The sequence below is a fragment of the Pseudorhizobium xiangyangii genome (assembly GCF_020531965.1).
Classification (GTDB): domain Bacteria; phylum Pseudomonadota; class Alphaproteobacteria; order Rhizobiales; family Rhizobiaceae; genus Neorhizobium; species Neorhizobium xiangyangii.
Window position 1 is genome coordinate 127,090 of sequence record NZ_JAJAWH010000010.1, and the last position, 15,780, is coordinate 142,869.

Annotated in this window: 18 protein-coding genes; 6 read left to right on the top strand and 12 right to left on the bottom strand. The window is 61.6% G+C overall.

Going from position 1 to position 15,780, the window contains the following annotated elements; translation table 11 throughout:
• Positions 1–69: 69 nt before the first annotated feature.
• From LH464_RS11230 to LH464_RS11245, 4 genes are all read right to left on the bottom strand, one after another.
• Positions 70–261 carry a hypothetical protein gene (locus LH464_RS11230; protein ID WP_226786467.1) on the bottom strand — a complete coding sequence of 64 codons (192 nt, stop codon included), beginning with the start codon at positions 259–261 and terminating at the stop codon, positions 70–72.
• 26 nt (positions 262–287) lie between these two features.
• Positions 288–1,151 carry a S49 family peptidase gene (locus tag LH464_RS11235; RefSeq protein ID WP_226786468.1) on the bottom strand — a complete coding sequence of 288 codons (864 nt, stop codon included), beginning with the start codon at positions 1,149–1,151 and terminating at the stop codon, positions 288–290.
• Between the two features lie 78 nt (positions 1,152–1,229).
• A complete protein-coding gene (locus tag LH464_RS11240) occupies positions 1,230–2,009 on the bottom strand; it encodes a tRNA1(Val) (adenine(37)-N6)-methyltransferase (protein WP_226786469.1) in 780 nt (259 codons plus the stop codon).
• A complete protein-coding gene (locus tag LH464_RS11245; protein ID WP_226786470.1) occupies positions 2,006–2,236 on the bottom strand; it encodes a putative signal transducing protein in 231 nt (76 codons plus the stop codon). The genes LH464_RS11240 and LH464_RS11245 overlap by 4 nt, the downstream gene beginning before the upstream one ends.
• A gap of 99 nt (positions 2,237–2,335) precedes the next feature.
• Between LH464_RS11245 and LH464_RS11250 the strand changes: the two genes are divergently transcribed.
• The 4 genes from LH464_RS11250 to moaB all read left to right on the top strand — a co-directional run bounded on the left by LH464_RS11250 (position 2,336) and on the right by moaB (position 6,765).
• Positions 2,336–3,352: a polyprenyl synthetase family protein gene (locus LH464_RS11250; protein ID WP_226786471.1), complete on the top strand. Its 1,017-nt coding sequence runs from the start codon at positions 2,336–2,338 to the stop codon at positions 3,350–3,352.
• A gap of 122 nt (positions 3,353–3,474) precedes the next feature.
• Positions 3,475–5,304 carry a tetratricopeptide repeat protein gene (locus LH464_RS11255; protein WP_226786472.1) on the top strand — a complete coding sequence of 610 codons (1,830 nt, stop codon included), beginning with the start codon at positions 3,475–3,477 and terminating at the stop codon, positions 5,302–5,304.
• 5 nt (positions 5,305–5,309) lie between these two features.
• Positions 5,310–6,215 (top strand): 4-(cytidine 5'-diphospho)-2-C-methyl-D-erythritol kinase, encoded by a 906-nt coding sequence (locus LH464_RS11260; RefSeq protein ID WP_226786473.1) that lies wholly within the window; start codon positions 5,310–5,312, stop codon positions 6,213–6,215.
• A 1-nt stretch (position 6,216) separates the two neighbouring features.
• The gene (gene moaB / locus LH464_RS11265; protein ID WP_226786474.1) at positions 6,217–6,765 is read left to right on the top strand and encodes a molybdenum cofactor biosynthesis protein B; all 549 of its coding nucleotides are present in this window, start codon (positions 6,217–6,219) and stop codon (positions 6,763–6,765) included.
• A gap of 1 nt (position 6,766) precedes the next feature.
• Here the strand turns inward: moaB and LH464_RS11270 are convergent, their stop codons facing one another.
• Positions 6,767–7,285: a glycosyl transferase gene (locus LH464_RS11270; protein WP_226786475.1), complete on the bottom strand. Its 519-nt coding sequence runs from the start codon at positions 7,283–7,285 to the stop codon at positions 6,767–6,769.
• A 130-nt stretch (positions 7,286–7,415) separates the two neighbouring features.
• Here LH464_RS11270 and LH464_RS11275 point away from each other — a divergent pair, with 130 nt between their 5' ends.
• Both LH464_RS11275 and LH464_RS11280 read left to right on the top strand, forming a co-directional pair.
• Entirely contained in the window at positions 7,416–8,573 is a 1,158-nt protein-coding gene (locus LH464_RS11275; RefSeq protein WP_226786476.1) for a PA0069 family radical SAM protein, read from the top strand.
• 169 nt (positions 8,574–8,742) lie between these two features.
• The gene (locus LH464_RS11280) at positions 8,743–9,411 is read left to right on the top strand and encodes a ribonuclease HII (RefSeq protein ID WP_226786477.1); all 669 of its coding nucleotides are present in this window, start codon (positions 8,743–8,745) and stop codon (positions 9,409–9,411) included.
• Positions 9,412–9,519: 108 nt separating this feature from the next.
• Here the strand turns inward: LH464_RS11280 and LH464_RS11285 are convergent, their stop codons facing one another.
• The 7 genes from LH464_RS11285 to LH464_RS11315 all read right to left on the bottom strand — a co-directional run bounded on the left by LH464_RS11285 (position 9,520) and on the right by LH464_RS11315 (position 15,644).
• Positions 9,520–10,005: a F0F1 ATP synthase subunit B gene (locus LH464_RS11285; protein WP_226786478.1), complete on the bottom strand. Its 486-nt coding sequence runs from the start codon at positions 10,003–10,005 to the stop codon at positions 9,520–9,522.
• 3 nt (positions 10,006–10,008) lie between these two features.
• Positions 10,009–10,635: a F0F1 ATP synthase subunit B gene (locus LH464_RS11290; RefSeq protein WP_226786479.1), complete on the bottom strand. Its 627-nt coding sequence runs from the start codon at positions 10,633–10,635 to the stop codon at positions 10,009–10,011.
• 83 nt (positions 10,636–10,718) lie between these two features.
• Positions 10,719–10,946, bottom strand: coding sequence for a F0F1 ATP synthase subunit C (locus LH464_RS11295; protein WP_003588243.1), 228 nt, complete (start codon positions 10,944–10,946; stop codon positions 10,719–10,721).
• Between the two features lie 69 nt (positions 10,947–11,015).
• Positions 11,016–11,768: a F0F1 ATP synthase subunit A gene (locus LH464_RS11300; protein WP_226786480.1), complete on the bottom strand. Its 753-nt coding sequence runs from the start codon at positions 11,766–11,768 to the stop codon at positions 11,016–11,018.
• A 72-nt stretch (positions 11,769–11,840) separates the two neighbouring features.
• The gene (locus LH464_RS11305; protein ID WP_226786481.1) at positions 11,841–12,191 is read right to left on the bottom strand and encodes an AtpZ/AtpI family protein; all 351 of its coding nucleotides are present in this window, start codon (positions 12,189–12,191) and stop codon (positions 11,841–11,843) included.
• 269 nt (positions 12,192–12,460) lie between these two features.
• A complete protein-coding gene (locus LH464_RS11310; protein WP_390624966.1) occupies positions 12,461–13,603 on the bottom strand; it encodes a cell wall hydrolase in 1,143 nt (380 codons plus the stop codon).
• A 139-nt stretch (positions 13,604–13,742) separates the two neighbouring features.
• Positions 13,743–15,644 (bottom strand): potassium transporter Kup, encoded by a 1,902-nt coding sequence (locus tag LH464_RS11315; protein WP_226786483.1) that lies wholly within the window; start codon positions 15,642–15,644, stop codon positions 13,743–13,745.
• Positions 15,645–15,780 lie beyond the last annotated feature (136 nt).

Consider the following 15,780-nt stretch of genomic DNA (forward strand, 5'->3'; position numbering starts at 1 on the left):
GGATGCGGACGAGTGCCACGCACAGCTGCATGGGTCAAGGATTTATGGCAGCCGGCCGAGAGGACGATCCTACTCGTCGTCCCGCTTGACCCGGTACTCGCCAGTCTCCGGATCCTTCACCAGCGTACCAAGGGCGCCGGTCTGCTGCTCCTTCTCTCGCTCGCGCGTACGGGCAGTGAGCCGTTCCGCATCACTGATAAACCGCTTGTAGAGCAGCCAAGCACCACCCAAAAGAACAACCAGAACGACTAACTGCGCCATTTCCCCTCGCGTTTCCTAACGCGTCCTCAAAGCCCGAAGCGGCTCCACAATGCCTTTTCTTCCAGGCCTTCGGCAAGCCCTGACACAATACCCGCCCCCATGTCACCTGCGGCACTGCCGCGCACGACACCCGGCAGACGTCGTCCGAAGAGGTTGCGAGCGCCTCCGACAAGCTCCAGCCGGGTCTTTTCGCCGTAGCGGCGCTTCAGCGTCTCGCGCATTTCGCCCAGGCCATCGATGAGGCCGAGATCGAGACCGCGAACGCCTGTCCAGAAGAGACCCGAGAAGATCGTCGTATCGTCGGCAAGCCGGCTCCCCCGACGCATCTTCACCATGTCTATGAATACCTTGTGTATCTCAAGCTGCAAGGTCTTCAGGTATTCGATGTCACCTTCCTTCTCGGGCTGGAAGGGATCGAGGATCACCTTGTTTTCACCGGCGGTATAGACGCGGCGCTCGACGCCGATCTTGCGCAACAGCTCGGGAAACCCGAAGCCGCCGGAAACGACGCCTATCGAGCCGACGATCGAGGTCTGGTCGGCAAAGATCTCGTCGCCCGCAAGCGCGATCATGTAGCCGCCGGATGCCGCAACATCCTCGACGAAAACCAGGACCTTCTTGTTCTTTTCCTCCGCGAGCGCACGGATGCGCTGGTAGATAAGCCGCGACTGCACCGGTGAGCCACCGGGCGAATTGATGGAGATGGCAACGGCGGGAGCGCCCTTCTTCGAGAAGGCCTTTTCCAGCACGGGCGCCACGGTTGCGAGATTGAGCGTCGGCTTGAACTGGCTTCCGCCTGTCATGATCACGCCCTGAAGCCTGACAACGGGGATTGCTATGCCTTCCTTGCGGAACCGCTTCGGCAACACACGCGACAACAGACCAGCCATCTCAACTCCTTCTCGCGGAACATTCGTATCGCAGATGTATGTGCCATTGCAGCAAACACAATGGCAGAGGCCGCGTTTTCACCGCTTCGGCGCCCTTCGGCGTGCATAAGCGACGCGGCCGTTGTTGAGATCGTCGACCTCTTTCATAAACGCATGACCTTCGCCGCCATGGACGAAAAGCGGCGCACGAAAGACCAGCCTCGCTCTTGACCCCTTGATCGCCGTCACAAGAACGCGGGTCGCGTCTTCCGCCGGCCGCGGATGGACGACGATGATTTCCAGCCCGCCGAAGCGCCTGCCGCAGGCCGCGATAATCTCGGCAATGGACTGCGGCCGGGCGATGAGCGACAATTGGCCGCTGGGCTTCAGGATGGCCCCGGCGGTGCGTATCCAGCTTTCGAAAAGCCCATCGCCCATCGCATGAGCTTCTGCCTTCAGGGCATCCGGGGTGCGGCGATCAGAGGGATCGTTGAACGGGGGGTTCATGATGACATGATCATGGGCCTCGTCCTTGAGACCTGCCGCCTGACGGGCCTTTCCGATAAGCGTCACGTCCGCCTCGACGACCGATATCCTGCCCGCAATCGCTGCGTTTTCCGGCAGGACAAGCGTTTTTCGGGCATATTCCGCCATCAATGGCGACCGCTCCACCAGCAGGACCCTGGCCTGCGAAATCCGGGAAGCCACCGCGAGACCGGCTGCTCCTGCGCCAGAGCCCAGATCGGCGATGCTGACAGGGCCATCGGCGTCCACCATCGACGCCAGAAGCATCGCATCCATGCCGGAGCGATGTCCTTCCCCTTTCGGCTGCACAACATGGAAGCGGCCACGGTGGAAGGCGTCGACCGTTTCCTTCATGCCTGCGTATCCCTGAGCTCCGCAGCCAGGCCCGCGTCCACCAGGATGCCGCGCGCCTCATCGGCCCGGCCTTCCGCGACAAGGAACCGCCGCGGGAGAAGCCCGAGCGAGCCCTCGAGTATGCTCATCGTTTGGTCGGCTATCATGCAGTGAATGCCTGCATCGCGCATCAAGCTCTCGGCAAAGGAGAGCAGGACGGCATCATTGGTGCGAATGAGTTCCCGCATGGATCCGATTTCACATTAAGACGTTTGGCAATTTGCTTCGAGGAGGGTATAGGGCCACTTCTATAGACCGTCACGGCATTTGAACAGGAGACCGGATCCTTGGGCGTCGTCGTATCGCTTGAAGAAGGCAAGAAAATGCCGGCTTCCGTCAAACCGCTTGTCGACCTTACGAAGGCCGACATGGAACGGGTGAACCAACTGATTCTCTCGAAGGCCGGTTCGGACGTCCAGATGATCCCCGAAGTGGCCAATCACCTGATCTCCTCGGGTGGAAAGCGCCTGCGGCCCATGCTGACGCTCGCGGCGGCCTCCATGTTCGGCTATGGGGGCGACAACCACGTCAAGCTGGCGACCAGCGTCGAGTTCATGCATACGGCGACGCTGCTGCACGACGACGTCGTGGACGAGAGCGATCTTCGCCGCGGCAAATCGACCGCCCGAACGATCTGGGGCAACCAGGCCAGCGTGCTGGTCGGCGACTTCCTGCTCGGCCAGGCATTCCGGATGATGGTGGATGTCGGATCACTCGACGCGCTCGACGTACTCTCCACCGCCGCATCGGTAATCGCCGAAGGCGAGGTTCTGCAGCTTTCTGTCGCCAAGAACATGGAAACGACGGAAGACGACTATCTGTCCGTCATCCGCGCCAAGACGGCGGCGCTGTTTGCAGCCGCAGCCGAAGTCGGCCCCATCATCGCCAAGACGGACAAGGCCAGCAGGAACGCGCTGAAATCCTACGGAATGAACCTGGGTCTTGCCTTCCAGCTCGTCGACGACGTGCTCGACTATGGCGGCTCGGCAGCCGATCTCGGCAAGAATGTCGGCGATGATTTCCGGGAAGGAAAGATCACCCTTCCGGTGATCCTGTCCTATCGGCGCGGAACGGCCGAGGAGCGCAGCTTCTGGAAGAATGCGATCGAGAACGGCGAAAGCAGCGACGAGAACCTGGAGCACGCGCTCGGGCTCATCAACAAGTATAACGCCCTCAACGATACCATCTCACGCGCCCTTCACTACGGAACGATCGCACGAGACGCGCTGGCGCCGCTGCCCGCCTCGCCCCACAAGGCGGCTCTCATGGAAGTGATCGACTTTTCCATCCAGCGGGTGAACTGACGGAGCGACCGGACGCGAGATTTCTTGCGGTCCGGTACCAAAAAAGCCATCCTGTCATGAATCAACTGGTGCGGGACGTCAGGGCGACAGCCGCCGCGTCATGATTAACGAAAGGCACCTTCATGCGGCAGAAACACACTCTTTTCCTGCTTTCCAGCGCAGCGCTGGCAATGGCTCTCTCGTTTGCGAGTGCGCCGAATGCCGCAACGCCCGAAGGAAAGCCGGCGGAAGAGAGCGTCACCTTCGAGCCCGCCAAGGTCCAGTCATTTGCGGGTGCCTTCCTGGCGGCCCGCACGGCCGATGTGGATCACGATTATCCGACGGCGATTACGCTTTACCGCAAGGCGCTGGAATTCGATCCGGCCAATCTCGAAATCCGCGAACGCCTGATGATCGCGCTGTTCCTCAACGGCGAATTCGACGAGGGCCTTGCCGAAGCCGACGCGCTGAAGGCGGACGCCGCCGTCGAGCGCATCACCACGATCGTGCGCGGCCTGGACGCCATCCGGGACAAGCGCTTCGACGAAGCGAAGAAGTCCCTGGCGTATAGCGGCCCCAATGATCTGGACAAGCTGACCCACACCCTGCTAGGCGCCTGGGCCGAGATCGGAGCCGGCAAGACGAAGGAGGCGTTCGAGTCCGTCCGCAAGATGGACGGGCCGGATTGGTTCAAGGTCTTCACCGAGTATCACCTGGGCACGATGGCGCTCGTCGCGGGCGACACGGACATGGCACGCGAGCACTTGACCTCGGCCATCACCGATAAGGAGGCGGTCGCAACCGCGCCGGACACCTTCATGCGCGCCGTCATGGCGCTTGCAAGGCTCGAAGCCGTCGAAGGCAACAAGCAGAAGGCGCTCGACGCCATCTCTGTCGGCGACGGCATGATCAGCAACTACGCGCCCCTGAAGGCTCTGCGCCAGAGCATCGAGAGCGGCGAGACGCCGGAGCAGCAGGTATCCGATGCCACCGACGGCGCTGCGGCCGTGCTGTTCTCCATCGGCGCGGCCCTGAACCGCCAGGGCGCCGAGGACATGGTTTCGCTCTATCTGCAGGTGTCGCGCGCACTCGATCCAGACAGCGCCGACACGCTAATCCTGCTCGGCGGGATCGCGGAGAAGCTGGAGAAGCCGGAGCGGGCAATCACCTATTATGAGCAGGTTCCGGCCGATTCGCCGATGCGGCGCATTTCCGAGCTCCAGCTTGGCCTGGCGCTCGCCGGCACCGACAAGGTTGCCGAGGCTCGCGAGCACCTGAAGGAACTGATCGCATCCGATCCGATGGATATCCGCAGCTATCTTGCCTATGGCAGCGTGCTTTCGGACGCCAAGGACTATGCCGAAATGGCGTCCAACTACGACAAGGCCGTGGAGGTGATCGGCCCGGTCCCGAAGGCCGGCGACTGGACGATCTTCTTCCAGCGCGGCATCGCCTACGAGCGCCTGAAGAAGTGGGAACAGGCCGAGCCGAACTTCCAGAAGGCCCTTGAACTCAACCCGGAACAGCCTCAGGTCCTGAACTACCTCGGCTATTCCTGGGTCGACATGAACCGCAACCTGGATGAAGGTCTCGACATGATCCGTCGCGCCGTCGAGCTTCGGCCCGACGACGGGTATGTCGTCGATTCCCTCGGTTGGGCCTATTACCGCATGGGCCGTTTCGACGACTCCGTGACGGAACTGGAACGGGCAGTCCAGCTGCGCGCGGGTGATTCGACCATCAACGATCACCTCGGTGACGCCTACTGGCGCGTTGGGCGCAAGCTCGAGGCCGTGTACCAGTGGAACCGGGCCCTGATTTCCGAGGGCGAGGACGTCAACCCGGAGAAGATCAAGGAAAAGATCGCGAACGGCCTGCCGCCCGTTGATCCGGCTCCGGCGACAGCGGACAAGAGCCCGGCCAAGCCCGCTGCGCCGGCCCCTGCCCCCACACCGGCCGACAAGAAATCCTGACGGCGATGCTCTCCGGCACGGGAGCGCGCCAGCCGGAAACGGTGATGTCGGAGATTGTCGAACTGGCGCCGGCCAAGATCAATCTCGCGCTTCACGTTACGGGCCAGCGCCCGGATGGCTATCACCTGTTGGAAAGCATCGTCACGTTCGCCGATACCGGCGACCGACTGACTTTTTCCCGGTCGGATGAGGATCGGTTCACGCTGTCCGGCCGCTTTTCGGAAACGCTGACCGAAGAGGCAGGCAGCAATCTCGTCATTCGTGCACGCGACCGCCTGCGTGACTTGTTTCACAAGGCCGGCGTAGCGACGACGCCTGTCTCCATTCACCTCGAAAAGAACCTGCCGATTGCCTCGGGGATTGGCGGTGGTTCGGCGGATGCCGCTGCGACCCTGCGGGGGCTTCAGCGCTTGTGGCAGGCAAGCCCTGATGCCGATGACCTCGCCCACCTTGCCCTGACGCTCGGCGCGGACGTGCCGATGTGCCTTGAGGGTGTGCCGGCGCTGGCTCGTGGCGTGGGCGAAGAGTTGCACCCGCTCTCGCGCTTTCCCAGCCTGCCGATGGTGATCGGCAACCCGTTGCGGGGCGTTTCCACCCCTGAAGTGTTCTCCAAGCTCGGCACCAAGCACAACCCGCCGTTAGGCTCGCTGGACGACAGCGACTGGATGGACACATTGTCGCGCCTTCGCAATGACCTGGAGGGACCGGCTCGCGGGCTTGTGCCGGAGATTGGCGAGATTTCCGGCCTCATAGCGGCCGAGGGCGCTCTGCTGACGCGGATGTCCGGCTCCGGTGCCACCTGCTTCGGCATATTTGCATCCGGCAGCGCGGCGGCGCATGCGGCCGCGCGCTTGCGTGCACTCAAGCCGTGCTGGTATTTCGAAGCAACGCAAACCATTGCCGGATCGTGACATGAACCGCCTAGACGAAAGCCGCCCCTTCATTCCCGTCGGCATCGCCGTCCTGACCGTCTCGGACACCCGCACGCGGGAGAACGACAAGTCAGGCGATACGCTGGCAGATCGCATTTCCGGCGCAGGCCACGTGCTGAAGGCGCGGGCCATCGTGCCGGACGACAAGCAGGAAATAGCCGCGCAGGTGCATGCCTGGACGCTGGATCCCGATATCGACGTGGTGATCACCACCGGCGGCACGGGTTTTACCGGCCGTGACGTGACACCGGAAGCGCTGGAGCCCTTGTTCGAGAAGCGCATGGATGGCTTCTCGGTGATGTTTCACCGCATTTCCTACGACAAGATCGGCACCTCGACGATCCAGTCGCGCGCCACCGGCGGTGTTGCCAACGCAACCTTCATCTTCGTGCTGCCCGGATCACCGGGCGCGTGCAAGGACGCATGGGACGGTATCCTGCAGGGACAGCTAGACTATCGCCACATGCCCTGCAATTTCATCGAGATCATGCCGCGGCTCGACGAGCATCTGCGGCGAAGCGGCGGCTGATTTATCCCGCGGTGCGCATTGCACGGGCCGGAATGAGCTGACTGATCAACCTGACCGACTTCCGGCCGCGCACGAGTGCTGCCACATCCATGCCGTTGCGCGCCACCTTCAACGCCTCGCGCTTGGGAAGCAGCAAGCCGTGCTCAAGCGGCGGCGTACGGCTCAGGATACGCCGCAGCAGCGGCTGCCGGTGATGGCGCGAGAGGGAGAAACGGGCCGGCTCCTTGCTCAGGGCAATGTATTCCGCCACTTCCTCGATCCATCCCTGCTGCAGCCGGGCGCCTGCCTCCACGAACAGCAGCCATTCGCCGCGGACGTTTGCCAGCACAAGCTGCAGATCCCAATCGCTGTGGAACTTGCAGCCGGCGGCGTCAGCGACGCTCGCAGAACCGTCCGTCGAGCCGTGATCGAGCACGACCACATCGCTGATCAAACCCTCCACGGCACCGGAAACTAGACCGGAAAGGGTCTGCACCAGTTCGGACTCCTGATCGCGGCATTCCATGATGACTGTCAGCATGTCGCCGTTTTAACGCATCGCAGCATTTATTTCCACAGCGCGTTTCCACATTTTGTTCTTGCATTGTTCTCATTTCCGGTTTAGGAATTTAATCATTGATGAAGGGGATCATTCCCCATCGGAGCCTCACATGAACGAGCTATCCCACTTGAGGCAGGCTGCCTTCGCGCCTGCTCATACGGCTGATATTGCCGATGCGCTGGTGAACTCGTCCGGTCTTCGGATCGAGATCGATCGGCGCCGCGGCCGGGGTGCCGGGCTCAACCCGAGTGGGCGCTTCGAGGGTGAGCGTCGGGAGGCATTCGACGACGGCTGGCAGAGCCTGGAGGAACTCGCTCCCTTCAAGACTGAGGTGCAAGTCGAGAAGCCGCGCACGGCGATCAGCCGCAACGACTCGCCCGACATTCCCTTCGACCGGTCGATCAATCCCTACCGTGGCTGCGAGCATGGCTGCATCTATTGCTTTGCGCGCCCGAGCCACAGCTTCATGGGGCTTTCGCCGGGGCTCGATTTCGAAGCCAAGCTGTTCGCCAAGCCGGACGTTCCGAAACTGCTGGAACGGGAGCTGAGCCGGCCGGACTACAAGGTGCGGGCGATCGCCATAGGCACGAATACGGATCCCTACCAGCCGATCGAGCGGGAATGGCGCATCATGCGGCAAATCCTCGAAGTGCTGCAGAAGGCGAACCACCCGGTGGTGATCGTCACGAAGTCGTCCCTGATCATGCGCGATATCGACATCCTGTCCGATATGGCGGCGAAAGGGCTTGCGAAGGTGGGCATCTCCGTCACCACGCTGGACCGAAAGCTCGCCAGAACTATGGAGCCTCGCGCTTCGACGCCGACCAAGCGACTGGAAGCTATAAAGGCTCTGACCGATGCCGGCATCCCGACAGCCGTGATGGTAGCCCCGATCATTCCGGCTCTTAACGACCACGAACTGGAGCGTATTCTCGACGCCGGCCACTCGGCGGGCGCAACCGAAGCGAGCTACGTGCTGTTGCGGCTTCCCCTGGAGGTGAGCCCGCTGTTCCGTGACTGGCTGCTCAGGAACTATCCGGACCGATATCGCCACGTGATGTCGCTCGTGCGTTCCATGCGCGGCGGCAAGGACTACGACGCAGAGTTCGGCAAGCGCATGAAGGGCTCCGGCCCCTACGCCTGGCAGATCGGCCGCCGGTTCGAGATGGCGACCAAGCGGCTCGGCCTGGTGCGGCGCGGAATGCCGCTGCGCGACGATCTGTTTCTCCGTCCTGATGGCGGCGGCATACAGCTGTCGCTGCTCTAGACGAGCCTTGTCCAACCGGCCGTCCTGTGCGGCCTACTGAATTTCGGCACGGATGCCGCCTCCCTCCGTCGCCGAATATGCACCGGCACCGCCTCCTCGAGGCGGGACAGTGACCGCAACACTGTGCCGGGGCTTGCAGGAGATCGGGTGGGCGTGCGAGTTTGCCGCCATGTTAACTCGCACGTCCCCCGATTCTCCGTCGCTCTTCGAAGAGGTCCCGCTCGTCCCGGACTTCAGCCTCGAACTTATTGCCCGCAAGGCGGGGCACTGGCCCGTTGCCGGTACCGACGAGGCCGGACGCGGTCCGCTGGCGGGTCCCGTGGTGGCGGCCGCAGTCATTCTGGATCCTGACAATATTCCAGATGGGTTGAACGATTCCAAGAAGCTCACGGCTGCCCGGAGAGACGTCCTGTTCGAAGCGATCATGGCAACTGCCGAGGTCTCCATCGCCGCCTCCGGGCCACGCCATATTGACGAGCGCAACATCCTGCGGGCGAGCCTCGACGCCATGCGCCGCGCCGTCGGCGGCCTCGCCGTCACGCCGGCCTATGTGCTGACGGATGGGCGCGACGTGCCCCAGGGGCTCTGCTGCCCCGGCAAGGCGGTCATCCGGGGCGACGCACGCTCTGTCTCCATTGCTGCGGCCTCGATCATCGCCAAGGTCACCCGCGACCGCATGATGGCACGGGCGCACGAGGTGTTTCCGCTCTATGGCTTCATTCACCATGCAGGCTACGGCACCTCGCAGCACCGCGCCGGCATCGAACAGCACGGTCCGTGCCTCTTACACCGAATGAGCTTCCGGCCATTACGGAAAGACGATGCCACGAACCAGTAGGTTCGGCCTGCCCATTCGGGCGACGCTTCCTCCCTTGCCCAGGTAGATCAAAGACAAAAAAGGCCGCGCAGAGCGCGGCCTTTTAATTTGTGCTTGGTCTATTCGAGATCAGTTCAGCTTGGACTGAACCGTGCCGACCGAATCCTTGAACAGCGAATTGCGCGTTGCGGCATCGGTCTTCTTGGCGATGACGCTTTCGGCAGCGGCAATTGCAAGATCGACCGCAGCGGCGCGAACGGCGCCGATAGCGTCTGCTTCAGCCTGCTTGATCTTCTGCTCGGACAGCGCATTGCGGCGTGCGACGAACTCTTCCGTCTTCTGACGGGCTTCTTCAGTCAGCATTGCGGCTTCGCGTTCAGCTGCAGCGATGATCTGGGCAGCCTCGGCTTCCGCTTCCTTGCGCTTGCGCTGGTATTCGGCGAGCAGCTGCTGGGCTTCCTCCCGAAGACGCTTGGCTTCCGCAAGCTCGTTGCGGATATTATCCGCGCGCTCGTCGAGCGACTTGCCGACCATGCCCGGAACCTTGAGGTAGGCCAGAAGCACGAAGAACAGGATGAGGCCGACGAGGGCAAAGAATGTTGCGTCGAGAGCCATTGATCAGGCCTCCTTCGGGGATGCCGCGACAACCGCAGCCTTGATGTCGCCGGCGCTTGCCTTGGCGCCGATCAACTGATCGACGATGGCAGTGGCGGTGTCTTCTGCGATGGCGCCGACCTGGGCAAACGCCTGGGTCTTGATTTCGCCGATCCGTGCTTCGGCGGCGGAAAGCTTCTGGGCCAACTCGGCTTCGATCGCTGCCCGATCGCTGGTAGCCTTGGTCTTGGCTGCGTCGCGGGCGGATTCGCCAATGGTGTGGGCCTTGGACCGCGCTGCGGCCAATTCCTTTTCATAAGTCTCGACGGCGGCATCAGCATCGGCCTTGAGGCGTGCTGCCTCGTCCAGATCCTGAGCGATGCGGTCGTGACGCTGTTCCAAAATTCCGCCAACGCGCGGAACGATAACCTTCTGCATCAGAAGGTAGAAGAGACCGAAGGTAATGACGAGCCAGAGAAGCTGCGACGGATAGGTCGAAGCATCGAAGGGCGGAAAAACGCCCGTGGCATGCGCGTCGTCATGAGCGACACCGGTTTCCGTGTGCAATTCGCCCACAGGCGCGGCGCCCGGCGCTGCAAGCGTCTCGGTGGCTTCCGGCGCAGTTTGCGCAAATGCCGAAGTCACGAACATCATCACCTCCAGGTGGATATCAAATGCGAAGGATCACGGCGCGCCATCTCAAGCGGCCGTGACCCCAGTACCCGACGCCGTTATTAGACAGCGAACAGGAGAAGGAGAGCAACGAGCAGCGAGAAGATGCCCAGAGCTTCCGTAACGGCGAAGCCGAATACCAGACGGCCGAACTGGCTGTCAGCGGCGGACGGGTTGCGCAGGGCACCCGACAGGTAGCTGCCGAAGATGTTGCCGAGGCCAAGAGCCGTCCCGGCCATACCGAAGCAAGCGAGACCTGCGCCGATGAACTTTGCTGCTTCCGCTTCCATGAATGAACTCCTTCGAAATGGTTGTTGCGGCGGGTAACTGGCGCCTCAAGGCGCCAATGTGGTTATTCCTTAGTGACCGCCCGGATGGACCGCGTCGTTGAGGTACATGCAAGTGAGTACCGCAAAGACGTAGGCCTGCAGGAAGGCGACGAGGAATTCTAGACCCGTCAGAGCGACGGTCATGATCAGTGGCAGGATGGCGCCGCCGATGCCGAGCGCGCCGAGTGCACCGAGCGAGGCGACGAAGCCCGAGAAGACCTTCAGCGTAATGTGGCCGGCCAGCATGTTGGCGAACAGACGCACGGAGAGCGAGATCGGACGGGACAGGAAGGAAATGATTTCGATGGTGACGACCAGCGGCAGGAGAATGCCCGGTACGCCGCTCGGCACGAACACGCCGAGAAAGCGCAGGCCGTGCTTGTAGAAGCCGTAAACCACGACGGTGCCGATCACGAACAGCGCGAGCGCGAAGGTTACGATGATCTGGCTGGTGATGGTGAAGAAGTACGGGAACATGCCGAGCATGTTCGCCGTCAGCACGAACATGAACAACGAGAACACCATCGGGAAGAACTTCATCCCGCTGCTGCCGGCCCCTTCACGCAACATGCTTGCGATAAACTCGTAGGACATTTCGGCAAGCGACTGCGCCCGACCCGGAACGAGCCCGCGCTGCGACGTTGCGAAATAGAGGAAACCGGCTGCACTGGCGACGGTCGCAACCATGAAGAGCGACGCATTCGTGAAGGAAAAGTCCATTCCGCCGATTTCGATCGGCACGATCTTCTGGATCTGGAACTGATGGGTCGGATCGTTAGCCACCGCTTATCCTCTTTCCTTCGCCGCGCAGGTCGCGCTTTATATTCGCTTGCAGGACAGCCCTTGAGCCGGCCCTCAGCCTTTTTTCGTCTCGTCCTTGTCGGCAAGCGGTGACGGCGCCACCATTCCTACCGCACGAAGCACATTCAGTACCGCGGCGCAAAAACCAAGAAGGAGCATGATAATCAGCCCCCACGGCTTTGACGCCGGCCAAACCAGTCCGAGAAGATAGCCGAGCATGGCGCCAACCGCGATTGCGGCGATGAACTCGGAAGAGATCTTCAGTCCGAGAGCCATCCCTCGACGGCTTTCCTCGCTCTGAGCATCTTTCCGCGCTTCAGCCGCTTCTTCCACACGCTGTTCCGCCAATTCGGCGGATAGGCGCTTGCGACGCTGCTCCAGACCGTCGTCCCGGTTGTCCGTCATGCGCGACCTCCCTTGCCCCATCTTCCCGGCATCCAGTGGTTCTAAGACCGCTTGATCCGTCTGAAACATGCTGACTGCGAGGGATTTCGCGCCTTCCGGCCCGTTTTCAAGTCGGCCGCAACATAGTTTTGGGAGCCATTATAGTCAAGGCATAGAGCGGACGTGTGCCCGGGTTAATTTCTGCTTATAAATCAATTATTTGAGCGACATAGAGCGCACAGGACGGAAACTTCGGTGAGAATCGGCAGGTCAGCGACGACCAGCCGCACTCAGCTCCAGCCGCCACCGTAGGTCCTGTAGAAGACGTGCAAACCGATGCGTCCGACCTTCTTCATCGACTTTGCCCACTTGGGACGGACGTAGACAGCATGGTAGTGCGTGGACGATCCGACTTCCTTCAACCAGATCTTGCCGGCCGTGACGGCCATGCCCACTTCCCGCGCCATTTTCCAGTGTTCCTGGGACCGGACGCGGTCGCGGATGTTGTCGCAGGCGAAGGAGAATTGGCAACGGTTACGCCAGTCTTCGTTCTGGTAGACGACGCCGCAGATGGTACTCGGATAGGCGGGATTGCGGACGCGGTTGAGGATGACCTGTGCGACTGCCGCCTGCCCGCGCGCCGATTCGCCGCGCGCCTCGAAGTAGATCCCGGAAGCTAGGCATTGCTGCTCCTTCGCCGAGAAGGTGTCCTCCGGCAGCGGCGTTGCGGCCCAGGCGTGATCCTGCGGGCCGATCGGCGGAATGAACCGCCCCGCTTCCGGCTTCTTCAGAATCGCGTCGAATGGTGATTCGCGTGCGAAGTCCGGCTCAGCCGGCGCGTATGCGGTCGCCAGAACGTCGGGTTTGTCGTTTGTCACCAGCCCCGCGATCATCGACGACAGGCCGGTAACTGCGGGCCGCTCTTCCTTGCGGAGGTAGAATTCCGCAAGTTCGATAGGCTTCTTGTCGGTACCCGCTTCCGCGAAGGCAATGAGTTGTGTCGACTTTTCGAGCGGCAGCGTCAGGGAACTAGTGCGCTGAAGCACCGAACCGGCGCTAAATGACTTTGGCGGCTGCATCGGCGCCACCGCGATAATCCGGCCCTTCTTGGATTTTCTGTTGACCCGGTCCTCGTCAGGCGTGGCCTCTGCGTCGGGACGACCACCGGCAAAAGCGATCTTGCGGCCGTCGGGCATCATCACACCTGCATTGGCGGGCAGATCCATATCCGGAAAGGCCAGCTCGGACGAATGGACAGAGCCTGCAGGCGACTGGGTGAGAACCATCCGCCATCTGTGGCTGCTGTCCAGCCCCGCCAGAAGATCGGAGAGATCGCCATGGGCGGCAGCCGACGGGAACGCCAGCCAGCAGGCGAGACCAAAAGCGGCGGGAGCAGTCCAGGCGTTCAGGCGGGCGCGGGACTTGCGACTCAGAACAAACTTCGAACGCAAAACAAAAGACTCCACAGGCAACGGCGACCTGGAAAGAATCAATGATTAACCTTGATGAGCCGTTAACAGCCACGGCCCAATTGCCTTTGCTGCGGGCGTTTTCAGCGAGCTCACGTAATTGTCAGATGATGACCTGCGATCCGAGCTCGACGACCCGATTGGCTGGGAGGCGGAAATAGTCCGACGGGTCCGTGGCCGAGTTGGCCAGCGCGATGAACAGCCGGTCCTGCCACATGGGCATGCCCGATTCCGCTCCAGGAACAAGCTTGCGCCGCCCGAGATAGAAGGAGGTGGACATGATGTCGAACTTGAAGCCCGACTTCCTCAGTCGCGCCAGCGCGTGCGACACGTTGTGGGACTGCATGAAGCCGAACTGCAGCTCGATCAGCGTGAACCGCTCCGACAGTTTGGTAATGCGGAATCGGTCCTCGCCGATGATCCTCGGTTGATTGACGGTCTTTACCGTCAGGATGACGTTCCTCTCGTGCAGCACATGATTGTGCTTGATGTTGTGGAGAAGTGCAGCAGGCGCCGTTAGCGGGTCGCTGGTCAGGAATATGGCGGTGCCGGGAACGAGCACGGGCGCGTGCTCGCTTCGCCTCTCGATCATTGGCGCAAAGGTCGCAAGCGGCACGTCAATCTTGCGGGTCTTTTCGAAGAGGATGGAGCTGCCACGTCTCCAGGTCCACATGATCACCGTGAAGACGATAGCCATGAGGACGGGCACGTATCCGCCATCGTGGAGCTTCAGGAGGTTCGCCCCCAGGAATACCAGTTCCAGCGCCAGAAGCGGCACGAGCAGGCCCACCGCCCACCACAGCGGCCAGTTCCAACGCCGCCGCACGAACTCGAATGCCATGAGGCTCGTCACCACCATCGCACCCGTCACCGATATGCCATAGGCCGTCGCCAGCGCTTCCGAACTGCCGAAACTCAGCACCAACCCGGTTACGCCGAGAAACAAAAGAATGTTCACCGACGGGAGGAATATCTGCCCGGTATTGGTTTCAGATGTGAAGAGGATCTGCATCCGCGGCAGATAGCCAAGGTGGATCGCCTGCCGCACAAGCGAGAACGCGCCGGTGATGACGGCTTGGCTCGCGATGATCGTCGCGGCGGTGGCGAGGATGACGACCGGTAACAGAAACCAGCTCGGGAACATGCGGTAGAAGGGATCGGAGATCGCATCCGGATGGCTGAGGACCAGAGCCCCCTGCCCCAGATAGTTCAGGGTGAGGGCCGGAAACACCAATGTGAACCAAGCCCACTGGATGGGCCTGCGCCCAAAATGGCCGAGATCCGCATAGAGTGCTTCCGCACCGGTGACGGTCAGGAAGACGGCGCCGAGGACCACGATGCCGAGATAACCCTCCCGCAACATGAACTCTACCGCATGGACCGGGTTGAAAGAGGCAAGGATACCGAAATCGTCAGAAATGTGGATCAGGCCTCCCACCCCCATCACGACGAACCAGACGGCGGTGATCGGCCCGAAGAAGCGGGCAACCTGCTCGGTACCCTTGGGCTGGATGGCAAACAGCATTGCGAGAATGGCAAGCGCGATCGGAATGATCAGCGGTTCCGTAGCAGGGGCCACGAGTTTCAGCCCTTCGACCGCCGAAAGAACGGACAGAGCTGGCGTAATCATCGCATCACCGAGGAAAAGCGCTCCGCCAACCAGTCCCAGGATCATCAGAAATGCCCTGTGGGTCTGTCCGGATTTCGTCAGCAGCGCCAGTAATGAGAGCGTGCCGCCTTCGCCGTCGTTATCGGCGCGCAACAGGAACAGCACGTATTTGATCGTCACGATGATGGTGAGCGACCAGATCATCAGCGAGATCAACCCGATGATTTCCAGCCGAGTGATACCGTCATCGGCAATCGGTTTCAGCGCCTCGCGGAAGGCGTAGAGAGGGCTGGTGCCTATATCGCCGTAAACTACACCGACCGACCCCAACGCCAGGGCGAACAGACTGCGGGGGGAAGAGGCATGCGAAAGCTCACTATCGGCAGCATGGGCCATGGTGCGCCTGGCAGTTGAACGCCAGCCTTTCAGCTAAGGATGACATGAGTATATTGGCAGCGGGCAACAATGCCAGAAAGGCTTCTGCCTTATATGCCGCGGCGCAGGGACGAATGCCTGGCGTCCATCTGGCTCC